This window comes from Synechococcus sp. CCY9201 (assembly GCF_034931105.1).
Taxonomy (GTDB): Bacteria; Cyanobacteriota; Cyanobacteriia; order PCC-6307; family Cyanobiaceae; genus CBW1002.
This window is the reverse complement of sequence record NZ_JAYGIC010000035.1, coordinates 20,326-32,845: the sequence shown is the minus strand read 5'-3', so window position 1 is coordinate 32,845 and position 12,520 is coordinate 20,326. Positions and strand designations below refer to the sequence as shown.

The 12,520-nt window shown below is 65.6% G+C and carries 11 protein-coding genes; 7 read left to right on the top strand and 4 right to left on the bottom strand.

Annotated elements, in window-relative coordinates:
• Window positions 1–259: 259 nt before the first annotated feature.
• From mtnC to VB716_RS04135, 4 genes are all read right to left on the bottom strand, one after another.
• Window positions 260–1,240 carry an acireductone synthase gene (gene mtnC, locus VB716_RS04150; protein WP_416238079.1) on the bottom strand — a complete coding sequence of 327 codons (981 nt, stop codon included), beginning with the start codon at window positions 1,238–1,240 and terminating at the stop codon, window positions 260–262.
• Window positions 1,233–1,973, bottom strand: coding sequence for a methylthioribulose 1-phosphate dehydratase (gene mtnB / locus VB716_RS04145; protein ID WP_197158833.1), 741 nt, complete (start codon window positions 1,971–1,973; stop codon window positions 1,233–1,235). The genes mtnC and mtnB overlap by 8 nt, the downstream gene beginning before the upstream one ends.
• 24 nt (window positions 1,974–1,997) lie before the next feature.
• A complete protein-coding gene (locus VB716_RS04140) occupies window positions 1,998–2,846 on the bottom strand; it encodes a DNA-formamidopyrimidine glycosylase (protein WP_323269801.1) in 849 nt (282 codons plus the stop codon).
• 369 nt (window positions 2,847–3,215) lie between these two features.
• Window positions 3,216–3,425 carry a photosystem I reaction center subunit IV gene (locus VB716_RS04135; protein WP_197158835.1) on the bottom strand — a complete coding sequence of 70 codons (210 nt, stop codon included), beginning with the start codon at window positions 3,423–3,425 and terminating at the stop codon, window positions 3,216–3,218.
• A 129-nt stretch (window positions 3,426–3,554) separates the two neighbouring features.
• Here VB716_RS04135 and VB716_RS04130 point away from each other — a divergent pair, with 129 nt between their 5' ends.
• From VB716_RS04130 to VB716_RS04100, 7 genes are all read left to right on the top strand, one after another.
• Window positions 3,555–4,586, top strand: coding sequence for a hypothetical protein (locus VB716_RS04130; RefSeq protein ID WP_197170763.1), 1,032 nt, complete (start codon window positions 3,555–3,557; stop codon window positions 4,584–4,586).
• Between the two features lie 454 nt (window positions 4,587–5,040).
• Window positions 5,041–6,606, top strand: coding sequence for a glucosylglycerol-phosphate synthase (gene ggpS, locus VB716_RS04125; RefSeq protein WP_323269800.1), 1,566 nt, complete (start codon window positions 5,041–5,043; stop codon window positions 6,604–6,606).
• On the top strand, window positions 6,603–7,898 hold the full coding sequence (locus VB716_RS04120; protein ID WP_323269798.1) for an ABC transporter substrate-binding protein: 1,296 nt from the start codon (window positions 6,603–6,605) through the stop codon (window positions 7,896–7,898). Before ggpS ends, VB716_RS04120 begins: the two co-directional genes overlap by 4 nt.
• Complete coding sequence (locus tag VB716_RS04115) at window positions 7,895–8,770, top strand: sugar ABC transporter permease (RefSeq protein WP_322757636.1); 876 nt, start codon at window positions 7,895–7,897, stop codon at window positions 8,768–8,770. The genes VB716_RS04120 and VB716_RS04115 overlap by 4 nt, the downstream gene beginning before the upstream one ends.
• Window positions 8,771–8,938: 168 nt before the next feature.
• Window positions 8,939–9,700: a carbohydrate ABC transporter permease gene (locus tag VB716_RS04110; protein ID WP_370594699.1), complete on the top strand. Its 762-nt coding sequence runs from the start codon at window positions 8,939–8,941 to the stop codon at window positions 9,698–9,700.
• A 62-nt stretch (window positions 9,701–9,762) separates the two neighbouring features.
• Window positions 9,763–10,746: an ABC transporter ATP-binding protein gene (locus tag VB716_RS04105; RefSeq protein WP_323269797.1), complete on the top strand. Its 984-nt coding sequence runs from the start codon at window positions 9,763–9,765 to the stop codon at window positions 10,744–10,746.
• 138 nt (window positions 10,747–10,884) lie between these two features.
• Window positions 10,885–12,504 carry an alpha-amylase family protein gene (locus tag VB716_RS04100; protein ID WP_322758874.1) on the top strand — a complete coding sequence of 540 codons (1,620 nt, stop codon included), beginning with the start codon at window positions 10,885–10,887 and terminating at the stop codon, window positions 12,502–12,504.
• Window positions 12,505–12,520: the final 16 nt, after the last annotated feature.

The window sequence follows — 12,520 nt, the reverse complement described above, 5'->3', positions numbered from 1 at the left end:
CGGTTGTGAAACGCAGCAGCGGCAACGATAGTTGGAGGGTAGCCTCCTGCGAAAATAGCTCGATGCCAGGTCAAACTTTGCTCCACGACGACGCCTCCGATGGCAGCCTGATGGCTGCGATCGGGGGCGTTTTCGTGTGCCTGGGGATCGATGGCCTCCCCGCTTGACGGCCTCCCCAAGAGCAGCCTCCCCAAGCAGCAGCCTTCCCTAGAGAGAGTCTGCTGACTCAGATGGCTTTGCCTTCAGGGATTCGGAACTGTTAGGGCATCATGATTGATCGGATAGCGTCAAAACGCTTGATGCTTGTGTACGGATGGCAGGGTTGCGGCGGATTTCCCTCACGTTCGCTAATCAGCACTGCATACCCAGCCTCTGCTGCGGCATCCAGTTCGAAGGTGACATCGCTGATGAAAAGGATCCTGCTGGGATCCGTCTGAAGTTCGGTGCAAATGGATCGATAGCTCTCTGCTCTTTGTTTCGCACCTATGCGAGTGTCGAACCAGGCCGAAAACCAAGGGCGCAAATCTCCAAAGCAGCTGTATTGGTAGATGAGTTGCTGTGCACGGACAGAGCCGGAAGAATACACTGCGATTTGTAGTCCCTGATTCTTCCAGTCACGCAGGGCTGGTGGAACATCGGCGTAAATGGGCCCCTGTAAACTCCCGTTGGCATAGCCGTGCTCCCAGATCAGTCCTTGAAGCTCCTTGAGAGGGGTGAGTTTGCGATCCTGATGAATCAGCCATTCCAGATAGGGTACGAGCGCATGGTTTCTTGTTGCGTTGAGGCTTGAAGAATTGAATTCACCGTTGAAAGCGCTTCCGGATGTCTGATTGTTGACAATCTCACTAGGGCCAGAGCCAGGGCTGGCAGTAACACTGCCATTGCGATTGCCATTGCCATTGCCATTGTTAGCAATAACAGGTTCTGTTGCTATTCCCGTTCCAGGCTCTGGATCCTTGCCTGATGACTTCCTGCGCAGTTGCACTGCTTCGGGGTCACTCTCCAGGTCCCAGGCTTGCTGCAACTCCTGTACCAGCTCTATGACGGCTGGCTGTTGACCTTGGCATTTCAGAAAAGATGCGAGGTTGGACCTGGCATAGGGAAACAGCACTTCGCTGACAAAGCTCACCGGGCAGGTGGTCCCTTCAATGTCCAGCAGGATGTGTGTCGTCGTGTCGGGCAAAAGCACGCCAGGGGCTCCGCTGGCTTGGTTGTTGGTGGCGCGATTGGGTTCAGGCATGGTTTGTCTCCTTCTGAACGTCGTGTCGCTGTGTGATGGCTGCGTCGGAATGCTCACGGCCGGGCATGGGGGGCATCAGGCTCTGCAGCAGCAGGCGTCGCCACCGCTGTTCGAGAAGAAATTCGAGGATCTCAAGATGGCGCTGGGCCTCGCCCAGATCCCTGCCCCAGGCGTAGAGCCCGTGACCTCCGATCAACAGCCCATGCGGTGCCTGGGCCAGGTGTGGCCGAGCGGCTGAGCTGAGGGACTGCAGGTCCTGATCGTTGGGAAGCACGGGGATGTGAATGGTGGTGGCGTGGGTGCTGACGCCTTGCAGGCCTTTGAGCATCTCCAGGCCGCTGATCGCCAATGCAGCGCAGCCTGATTCCGCCCTCTCCTCCTGGCCCAGAGCCCAGGATGAAAGCAGGGTGGCCGCCTGGGAGTGGGTGTGCAGCACGGCCCCGGCGCCAGCCTCGGCGACGATCGCCAGATGCAGCAGGGTTTCGGCACTGGCTTTGCCGTGTCCGCTGATCACGCGTGCGTTCCCATCGACGAGGATCAACTGTTCGGGCTCTACCGAGCCCTTGTCCACGCCGCTGGGTGCCATCAACAGCTGCAGGGGCTCCTGCTGCCTGACACAACTGAAATTGCCTCCCGTTCCATCGCACCAACCGCGCTGGTGGATGGCAACCATGGCCTCAGTGAGTTGGGTCGCCAGGGACTCCAAACCGGATCGTTCGGAAACTCCATCCATCCAAGCGCGTCGCGGCGCCCGGGTTCACTGCTGGCAGAGCGGGCACCAGTGGCTGCTGCGCCCGGCCAGCTTGTCGCGGCGCAGCACGGTGCCGCAGCGGCGGCAGGGTTCGCCGCCGCGTCGATAGACCCAGGCCACACCGCCATAGTTCCCATTGGTGCCTGTGAGATCACGGAAGTCGCTGAAGGTGGTGCCGCCGGCGCCGATGCTGGCCCGCAAAATCCTCAGCAGGGCCCCATGCAGGCGTTCCAGCTGAGGACGCTTCAGCTGGCCAGCGGGTGTGTGGGGACGGATTCCAGCTTCGAACAACGATTCATCCGCGTAGATATTGCCCACACCGGCCACCAGACGTTGATCGAGCAGGGCGTTCTTGATCGGTCGAGACGAACCCTGCAGGGCCTGTTGCAGATGGCTGGCGGTGAACTCAGGGCTGAAGGGTTCTGGCCCGAGTCGCTGCAGGCCACTGATCACCTCCGCAGGAGCCTGATCGGGTGGCACCCACCACATCTGTCCAAAGCTGCGGATGTCGACGTAGCGGAGTTCATTGCCGTGTGGATCAAAGAACCGCACCCGTGTGTGGCGGCAGGGCTCTGCTGACTCTGGAAGCCAGAGGAACTGGCCGGTCATGCGCAGATGCACCCCCCAGGTTCCGGCGCTGACACCCGTTCTGTCCGTCAGGGTCGCCAGCAGGTACTTGCCGCGCCGTTGCCAATGCTGCAGGCTGCAGCCCTGCAGTGCGACACAGAAGAGCTCGGCAGGCTGGGGGTGGGCGATGGTGCGCGCAAGTCGCACCTCAACAGCGGCCACCGTCATGCCGCGGGTCTGCTGCTCCAGGCCTCGGCGGACGGTTTCGACCTCGGGCAGCTCCGGCACGGGCGCTTGGTGGTGATCGGTCTGCGCTGTGACGCAGGGATGGCCTCATCGTGCCACCCAGCGCTCTGCTGGCGGGTTCTTCTGGTGGATGGCTCTGCCTGCCTTGGGCCGCAGGATGGACATCCAGAGCAGTCAGTGTGAGGCGGACACAGTGCCGCGAAACAGTAAAACAGCCTGCCTGGAATTCCAGACAGGCTGACCCTGCTTCGGTTGTGATTGAGGGGTCTAGAGGTGATTCAGGCTGAATGCCCGGCGCTGATGGCGCCTCCCGCTCCGGGGTCAAGCGGAACGGCTTTGCTGGGTCGACCTGCCCTGAAGACGGATCAGCGCATTGGGCGAAGACGTGCTGGGAAGGGATCTCCCTGGCACTCAGGCCTTCTCGAGTTCGTACTCGGCGAAGTTGTTGGTGTTGATGCCGCCTTCGGAGCCGCTGTAACCGTTGTAGTTGACTTTCTCGAAGCGCACAATCACGGGATAACGGATCCCGGAGGTGTCGATCGACGCCACGGTGCCGACGTCGTTGAACCAGTAGGACTCAGGGCGCTTGATGCGCACCTTGTCGCCGCGGGAGATGGCCATCGCTGCGCGTGAAGTGGGTGGCTGTCAACGGGACGTTACCCGTGGGCCGTGGCGCTGGCGGAAGCGCGTCACGATTCGTCGCCGTCCTGGGGCCGTGGCACGATCGCTTCTCGCCCCCGTGTTCGTGTCATGGATCCGATCGAGGCTCCCGCGCTCAGCCTCGAGCTTCCGGACCCGGACTCCGACGCGATCAGCACCATGGAATTCCTGGCCCGCCTCGAGGCGGCCTGGCAGGTGTGCGATCGCTTCGACCTGCAAACCGAAATCTGGCGCGGCAGGATCCTCCGGGCGGTCCGCGACCGCGAGAAGCGCGGCGGCGAGGGTCGCGGCACCGGTTTCCTGCAGTGGTTGCGGGAGCAGGAGATCAGCAAGACCCGGGCCTACACCCTCATCCAGCTGGCCGAGTCTGCCGATGGACTGGTGGGTGGCGGCCTGCTGGAGGAGGCCAGTGTCAACCTCTTTTCCAAACGCGCCTTCCTCGAAACGGCCCAGGCGGAGCCGGAGGTGCAGCAGATGGTGAGCGAGGCCGCCAATGAGGGGCAGCAGATCACCCGCAAGCAGGTGAAGCGCCTTGCCGACGAATTCACGGCCGCCACCAGCCCCTTGCTGCCTGAGGAGATCCGCCAGCGCACCGCCGAAAACCTGCTGCCGCCCCGGGTGGTGGCTCCGTTGGTCAAGGAGCTGGCCCAGCTGCCCGAGGAGCAGCAGCAGGATCTGCGGCGCGTGCTGCAGGATGAGCCTGAGCTGGATCGGGTCAAGGATGTGACCCTCACGGCCCGCTGGCTGCGCAAGGCTGCCGAAGCCGGATTGGCGGTCCGTGCGTTTCAGCACGACCATCTCGATCTGGAAAAGGCCATGCAGGAGGCGCAGCGCCTCGATGCCCTCGGCCTGCTGGCTGATGCGGTGGGGCAGGCCCAGCAACTGGAGGCGGCGGTGCTCAAGCTCCACACCAGCTGGCGTCGGCTGGGAGGGTTGTACGAGCGCCTCTGGGTGGAAAGCGGCAGCAGCACGCCCCACCTGCGTGAGCTGCTGAATGCGTTGCAGACCCTCAGCGGCAGCACCCTGCGGGTGTCCCTCGGCGAGCTGGCCGGCGGGAAGCGGCTGCGGCTGCAGCTGGTCGAGGAAGCCCCCGATCAATTGCAGCCCCCGCCGATGCCCTGAGCCGACACGATTTGACAGCCGCAGGAACGTGTGTTCTGGTGGAACGAAGAGATGGTGTCGTTGTTGTGCCTCGAATCCACCCGGTTCCGCCATCGCGTCCAGCCTGTTAGGCCAGATCCGTGGTGCGATCTGGTCGTGTCATTCGGCCCACTCGGCTGCTGTGCGACGCGACCTCAGGCGCTGCCCCCCATCGCTTGGATTCCCCAGGTTGCGAGTTCGAGCGAGCACAGTCGGGAGGTGGGCCCTGCTCTGCTCGCACCCCTGTCGACGTCAGCTTGGGATCCCCGTGTGTCGTCACATCGCGAGGCCACCAGGACTTCGACAGCACCTGGCGCTCTAAGGGATGCCGATCTCAGGCTCTGTCTATCCAGCCTTCCAGCGCCTTCAGACCAGTCTGCCTGAACCCTGCTGTTCAGTTGTTGGACCAGTTTCGATTCTATTGTCTTTTTTCAGCATGACTGTTCTCGATTCAGCTCGCCATCCGGCGAATCCCGCCAGCGAAGGCAGCAGCCCAAGTGGCAGCACCTACGCAAGTGGAGGCATCAACGGCCAGAGCGACTTCGTGCTGGTGTATCACCGCTCGCCCTACGACGAGCAGATCGACGCCGACGGCACCCGCCACTGGGTGGATCAGACCAGTCCGAACGGCATCATTCCCACCCTGCGGAATCTGTTCCGTGAGCAGCCGCGGGGAACCTGGATCGCCTGGCGCAAGGAGGCGGACGAGGGGGTCGTCGTTTCGGATGAGCGTCTGCAGATCCGCGCATCGGTGAATATCACCTTGCGGCGGCTGCCGCTGACCGAGGCGCAGATCTCAAGCTTCTATCATGTGACATCGAAGGAGTCGTTCTGGCCGATCCTGCATTCCTTCCCTGGTTATTTCAGCGTTGATAATTCCGATTGGCAGATTTTTGAGCAGGTGAATGCTTCGTTCGCCAGGGCGGCCTGCGAAGAGGCGGCTCCGGGGGCCACCATCTGGGTGCATGACTACAACCTCTGGCTCGCACCGGCCTTCATTCGGCGTCAGCGGCCGGATGTGCGCATCGCTTTCTTCCATCACACGCCTTTTCCCTCGTGTGATGTGTTCAGCATCCTTCCCTGGCGCGACGCCATCGTCGACAGCCTGCTCTGCTGCGATCTCGTGGGCTTCCACATCCCGCGCTATGCCAATAACTTCGCCCATGCGGCCATTTCCCTGCGCGGCGCCACGGCTGGGGCAGCCGTGGCGGTGGAGGACAAGTTCCGGCGGACCGGCAGTGCCCTCGCTGAACCGATGGCCATTCCCTGGCTGGAGCATCAGGGCCGGCAGGTGCGTCTGGTGTCCTCACCGGTTGGAACCTCCCCCGACCTGATCCGGGCCCTGGCTGACAAGCCGGCGGTGCAGGCCACAGCGCGCACGATCGCCGAACAGCACGAGGGCCGCACCCTGATCCTCTCGGCCTCGCGGGTGGACTACACCAAGGGCAACGAGGAGATGCTGCTCACCTACGAGCGCCTGCTCGAATGCCAGCCCGACTGGCATGGCCGCGTCGAGCTGTTTCTGGCCTGCGTGGCTGCCGCCAGTGGCATGCGCATCTATGACGAGATCCAGCGCTCGGTGGAGGAAGTGGTGGGTCGCATCAATGGCCGCTTCGGCCGGATCGATTGGACACCGGTGCGTTTGTCGACGGTGCGGACGCCCTACGAAGAGTTGGTGGCCTGGTTCGGACAGGCCGACATCTGCTGGATCACCCCGCTGCGGGACGGCCTCAACCTGGTGGCCAAGGAATACGTGGCGGCTCGCCGCGGCCAGGCAGGGGTGCTGGTGCTCTCGGAATTCAGTGGTGCTTCGGTGGAGCTGCAGGACGCCCTGCTCACCAACCCGTATTCGCACCGCAGCATGGATGAGGCGATCGCGGCGGCTCTGGTGATGCCGCTCGAGGAGCAGCGCCGCCGCATGGACGGCATGACCGGCGCCGTGGAGACGTTCACCGTGCAGCACTGGGCTGAGGAGCAGCTGGGCGTTCTGCGGGCCTTGTGACCCGGCCGTCTCGCGAGCTCTGGGCTCGGCGCTTGGCGCTGGGGCTGCTGGTGGCCCTGGTGGTGGCGCTGTTGCTGCCGGTGTCCATCGCCGTGGCCCGGCCCGCGGTCACGATCCGGGTGCTGATGCCGGCGCCCTTCGTCGATGCCACCGCCGCCACGGTGGAGGCCTTCAACAGCAGCCATCCGCGGCTGACCATCGCCGTGACCCGTGGTCCCTTCGAGACCGAATCCGTCTCGGATCTGGCGATCAGCAGCCTGCTGCTGGGCGACAGCCCCTACGATCTGCTGCTGATGGATGTGAGCTGGACGGCCAAGTACGCCGCTGCCGGCTGGTTGTTGCCCCTCGACGATCGGCTCGGTCCCGATCCCCTGGCCGGTGTGGTGTCCGGCGCGCGGCAGGGCAACGTGATCGATGGCCATCTCTGGCGGGTGCCGATGGTGGCCTCGATGGGGCTGCTCTACTGGCGCACCGATCTGATGGAGCGCCCACCCCGGACGCCCGCCGAACTTGTGGCCGTGTCTCAGCAGCTGCAGCAGCAGGGTCGGGTGCGTTGGGGCTTTGTCTGGCAGGGGCGCCAGTACGAGGGCCTGATCTGTGATTTTCTGGAGGTGCTGCACGGCTTTGGCGGTCGCTGGGAGCCGGATCTGACGCCGGGCCTGGGGCTGGAGCAACCCGAGGCGGCGGCAGCGGCGGGCTGGTTGCGGCAGCTGCTCGTCGACGGCATCAGCCCGGCGGCGGTGGCCAATTTCGCTGAACCGGAGACCCTGCAGGCGTTTGAGACCGGCGACGTCGCCTTCATGCGCAACTGGCCCTATGCCTGGAGCGAGCTGCAGAAGCCGGGCAGCCGCGTGGCCGGCAAGGTGGGGGTCACCACCATGGTGGCGGAGCCTGGCCAGTCCCCCGCCGCGACCCAGGGCAGCTGGGGCCTGTCGGTGCTGCGCGGCAGCTCCCATCCTGATCAGGCGGTGGAGGTGCTGCAGGCCCTGACTGGAGCCGACAGCCAGCGCCGGTTGGTGAAGGACTGGGGCAACACCCCCACCCTGACGGCCCTGTTTGAGGATCCGGAGCTGCTGGCCGCCTCCCCAACCCTGCCGGAGCAGCTGCGGGCCCTTGAATACGCCGTTCTGCGGCCGATCACGCCGGCCTACGCTCAGTTGAGCGACATCCTGCAGCGGCAGCTGAGCGATGTGATCACCGGCGGACTGCCGGCCGCTCAGGCCATGGGGCGGGCGGGCCAGGCCAGCACCCTGTTGCTGGAGTCCACCGGTGGAGAGGCGAAGGGGGCATGAGCCGAACGTTGCGCGCCAATCTCGTCACCCTGGCGTTGATCGCCCCGGCGCTGCTGTTGCTGCTGGCGGTGTTCGTCTGGCCGATGGGCTACTACGGCTGGCTGAGTCTGCAGGCCCAGTCGGTGTTCACGGGCCTGGAGCCCGTGCCGGTGGGCCTGGCCAACTGGCAGCGGCTGCTCGGGGACGGCCGCTTCTGGCAGGACGCCGGTCAGACATTGCGCTTCTCCGGCGTTTCCGTGGGACTGGAGCTGCTGCTTGGCCTGGCCATTGCCCTGGTGCTGCATCAGCGCTGGCCGGCACGGGGGGTGGTCAGAAGCCTCACCCTGCTGCCCTGGGCCCTGCCCACCACGGTGATGGCCCTGGGCTGGCGCTGGATCTTCAACGATCCCAACGGGCCGATCAACGGCTTGCTCCAGAGCGTCGGGCTGGCCACGCTGCCCTTTCTGGCGTCTCCCCAGCTCGCCTGGATCGCGGCGGTGGTGGCGGACGTCTGGAAGACGACCCCGTTCGTGGCTCTGGTGTTGCTGGCGGGGTTGCAGATGATCCCCGCCGATCTCTACGAAGCCCTGGCGCTGGAGGGCGGTAACAGTTGGCAGGCCTTGCGGCGCATCACCCTGCCGTTGCTGCGTCCTTACATCTTCCTGGTGCTGCTGTTTCGACTCGCCCAGGCCCTGGGCGTGTTTGATCTGATCGCGGTGCTCACCGGCGGTGGGCCAGCGGGCAGCACCGAGAGCCTGGCGGTGTACGCCTATCTCAATGCCATGCGTTTCCTCGATTTCGGCTACAGCGCCACCGTGATGCTGGGCATGTTCCTGCTGTTGCTGCTTTCAGCCTTGCTGCTGTTGCTGTGGCGGCGAGCCGCCGAGGCCTGAACGCCGCTGATCTCCGCCATGACGTCTCCCTCTCGTTCCTCGGATCCCATGCCTGGAGGCCCCATGGCCAGAAGCCCCGTGGCCAGTGGTGCCGGTTCGATTCCCGCCTCAGCCCTTTTCGGCCGAGTCCTGGCGGTGGGGCTGCTGCTGTTCTGGAGCCTCGGGCCGATGGTCTGGCAGCTCTACACGTCGCTGCGCACTCCCGAAGCCCTGCTGGCGGGCTGGGCTGGATTGGCCCGCGGCTGGACGCTGGCGAATTACACCCAGATCCTCACGGGAGATCCTCCCTTCTGGCGCTATCTGCTCAACAGCACCTTGGTGGGCGGTGTCAGCACGCTGCTCACCCTGCTGCTGGCCATCCCCTGCGCCTATGGCCTGGCACGGCGTTCCGGGGCGCTGCGGCTGGTGATGGGGGGCACTCTGCTGGCCACGGCGGTGTTCCCTTACGTGTTGCTGTTCCTGGCCCTGCTGGAGGTGGCCCGTCACTTCGGGCTCGCCAACAACCTGCTGGCGCTCTGCCTGCCCTATGCGGGGTTGTCCCTGCCCCTGGCAGTGCTGTTGTTGCAGGCGGCTTTTGCTGAGCTGCCCCCGGAACTGGAGGAAAGCGCTGTGCTGGAGGGGCTCAGCCTGTTGCAGCGCCTGCGCTGGATCCTGCTGCCGCTGCTCGGTCCGGCGGTGTTCAGCACGGCACTGCTGGTGTTCCTGTTCAGCTGGAATGAGTTCCCCATCGCCCTCACCTGGCTGAGCCGCAGCGAGCTGCTCACCCTGGCGCCGGCCATGGCCCGCATCGCCGGCTCCTCGGTGTACACCGTGCCCTACGGAGCCTTTGCCGCCGCCACGGTGCTGGGCAGCGTGCCGCTGCTGGTGCTGCTACTGGTGTTCCAGCGGCCGATCGTGGCGGGGCTCACCCAGGGGGCGATCAAGGGATGACGACACCTACTCCGGCCACGCCTGCGTCAGTCACGGTGACTGCAGCGACAGCCAGTCCGGCCATGGCTGGCAGCCTGCGGCTTGAGCAGCTGCTGCGGCGGATCGGGACGCGCACGATCGTCGATCATCTCGATCTCACCGTCGCAGGCGGCGATTGCCTGGCGCTGCTGGGCCCCAGTGGTTGCGGCAAGAGCAGCATTCTGCGATTGATCGCCGGCCTGGACTGGCCCGATGCGGGGCGGATCCTGCTGGCGGGCCGCGACATCACGACCCTGCCGCCGGTGCGGCGTCAGGTGGGAATGGTGTTCCAGAGCTATGCCCTCTATCCGCATCTGAGCGTGGCGCGGAATCTGTCTCTCGGGATGGAGATGCGCGGGGTGGCCCGGGCCACGATCGAGCGCGAGCTGGATCGGGTGTTGGCGCTGCTGCAGCTCGACGAGCTGCGTGGCCGGCGGCCGGCCGATCTGTCGGGCGGGCAGCGGCAGCGGGTCGCCTTGGCCCGGGCTCTGCTGCGCAGGCCGCAGGTCTTCCTGCTGGACGAGCCGATGAGCAATCTCGATGCCCAGCTGCGCGAGGAACTGCGGCCCCAGCTGCGCACGATCCTCTGTGGCGGCAGTGCCCCGGTGGTGTACGTGACCCATGACCAGCAGGAGGCCATGGGCATCGCCGATCGGATCGCCGTGCTGCGGGACGGCTGCCTGCAGCAGTGCGGCACCCCTCAGCAGCTCTACGAGCAGCCCGCCAACGCCTTTGTGGCCCGCTTCATCGGGCGGCCGGAGATCAATCTGCTTCCCCAGCCCGATGGATCTCTGCTGGGGGTGCGCCCGGAGCATCTTCATCCCGTTGCGGAGGGGGGGATTGCGGCCCGTCTGCTCAGCCGCGAATGGCATGGCGCCAGCCAGCAGCTGCTGTTGTCCACGTCCTACGGACCGTTGCGCTGGGTGTGCAACGGGGATCAGCCGGTGGAGGCTGAGCTGCGCCTGGGCTGGGAGCCCCGGCGGGTCCATCGCTTCGATGGCCGCTCCGGCCTGCGTCTGCCGGACTGATGAGGGCCGCGGTGGCCTGATCGTTCCCGTTCCTGCCCCACGATGTCGCCCCCCTCCTCCCGCCGCAGTCGCAAGGTTCCGCCCAGGCCGCTGGGCCGCGTGCCCCACTGGTGGGAAGGCTGCGTGATCTATCAGCTGATGCCGCGCAGCTTCGCCGACGCGAACGGCGATGGCATCGGTGATCTGGCCGGCATCATCGACAAGTTGCCGTACCTCGAGTGGCTCGGTATTGATGCCATCTGGCTGACACCCCCCTATCCGTCTCCCTTGCGGGATGGGGGCTACGACATCACCGATTTCACGGCCATCCATCCGGACCTGGGCAACCTCGACGACTTCCGGCTGCTGCTGGATCGGGCCCATGGCTGCGGTATTCGCCTGATCCTCGATCTGGTGCTCAATCACACCAGCGTGCTGCACCCCTGGTTTCAGCGGGCCCGCTGGGCGGCCCCCGGCACCCCCGAGCGGGAGTTCTTCGTGTGGCGCGACGACGATCGCGGCTACGCCGACGCCCCGGTGCTGTTCCGCCATTTCGAGTCGTCGAACTGGGAATGGGACCCGATGGCGGGCCAGTACTACCTGCATCGCTTCCTGCGTCACCAGCCCGATCTCAACTACGCCAACCCCGCCGTGGAGGAGGCCATGCTGCAGGTGGTCGACTTCTGGCTGGAACAGGGGGTGGATGGCTTTCGCCTCGATGCGGTTCCCTTTCTGTTCGAAGCCGAGCACAGCCGCTGTGAGGGCCTGCCCGAAACCCATGCCTTCCTGCGGCGCCTGCGCTCCCGGGTGGACGCCTGCGGCCGGGATGTGCTGCTGCTGGCGGAGGCGATCCAGCCGGTGCGCGAATCGGCGCCCTACCTGGCGGATGACGAACTCCATGCCGCCTTCGATTTCGCCCTCACGGCCCATCTGTTTGCCGCCGTGGCCCATGGCCGCTGCGACGACTTACTCCACTGCCTCAGCCATGCCCAGGAGATGGTGCCCGGCTGCCGCTGGGCGTTGCCGCTGCGCAATCACGACGAGCTCTGGCTCGGTGACGGTCATCTCGTGGAGCAGAGCGTGATCGAGGCGATCCTCAACGGCTTCCCGGAAGGGCGCGACCACTGGCTCAACTGGGGCATCAACCGTCGGCTCGCCCCCCTGCTGAATGGCGATCCCCGGCCCAACACCCTGCTGCATGGCCTGCTCTACAGCCTGCCCGGCCTGCCCTGCCTCTACTACGGCGATGAACTGGGCATGGGCGACTGGCCGGGGCTGCGGGACCGCGACGCCAACCGCACGCCGATGGCCTGGACCCGTGCCCCCAACGGCGGCTTCTCGACGGCTCCCGACCCGTTGCTGGTGCTGCCGCCGATCACGGCGCCGGGCTTCGACTACCGCATGGTGAACGTGGAGGTGCAGCAACAGCTCTCCGGCTCCCTGCTCAACTGGCATCACCGCATGCTCACCAGCCGGCGGCTGCTGCCGGCCCTGCGCCATGGCGACGTGGTGTGGCTTGAGAGCGGCCATCCCGGCGTTCTTTGTTATGCCCGCCATTGCCCCGAGTGCCAGGACGGGGACGCCCCCCAGCCATCGATGACCGTGGTGGTGGCGGCGAACGTGTCGTCTGCCGGTGCGTCCACCCAGCTGGAACTGGGGCGCTGGCAGGGCAGCCGCATGCGCGACACCCTCTGGGGCTGCGAATTCCCGGCGGCCAGCGACGCCTGGTTCGTGTATCTGCCCGCCTATGGCTTCTTCTGGTGGCTGGTGGGGGAGTGAGGCAGGCGGCTGGTCC

What these genes read in the sequence shown, in the direction of transcription:
- mtnC (WP_416238079.1), bottom strand. Translation starts at nt 1,240, where the DNA reads ATGCCTGAACCCAATCGCGCCACCAACAACCAAGCCAGCGGAGCCCCT.
- mtnB (WP_197158833.1), bottom strand. Translation starts at nt 1,973, where the DNA reads ATGGATGGAGTTTCCGAACGATCCGGTTTGGAGTCCCTGGCGACCCAA.
- VB716_RS04135 (WP_197158835.1), bottom strand. Translation starts at nt 3,425, where the DNA reads ATGGCCATCTCCCGCGGCGACAAGGTGCGCATCAAGCGCCCTGAGTCC.
- VB716_RS04130 (WP_197170763.1), top strand. Translation starts at nt 3,555, where the DNA reads ATGGATCCGATCGAGGCTCCCGCGCTCAGCCTCGAGCTTCCGGACCCG.
- ggpS (WP_323269800.1), top strand. Translation starts at nt 5,041, where the DNA reads ATGACTGTTCTCGATTCAGCTCGCCATCCGGCGAATCCCGCCAGCGAA.
- VB716_RS04115 (WP_322757636.1), top strand. Translation starts at nt 7,895, where the DNA reads ATGAGCCGAACGTTGCGCGCCAATCTCGTCACCCTGGCGTTGATCGCC.
- VB716_RS04110 (WP_370594699.1), top strand. Translation starts at nt 8,939, where the DNA reads ATGGTCTGGCAGCTCTACACGTCGCTGCGCACTCCCGAAGCCCTGCTG.
- VB716_RS04105 (WP_323269797.1), top strand. Translation starts at nt 9,763, where the DNA reads ATGGCTGGCAGCCTGCGGCTTGAGCAGCTGCTGCGGCGGATCGGGACG.
- VB716_RS04100 (WP_322758874.1), top strand. Translation starts at nt 10,885, where the DNA reads ATGCCGCGCAGCTTCGCCGACGCGAACGGCGATGGCATCGGTGATCTG.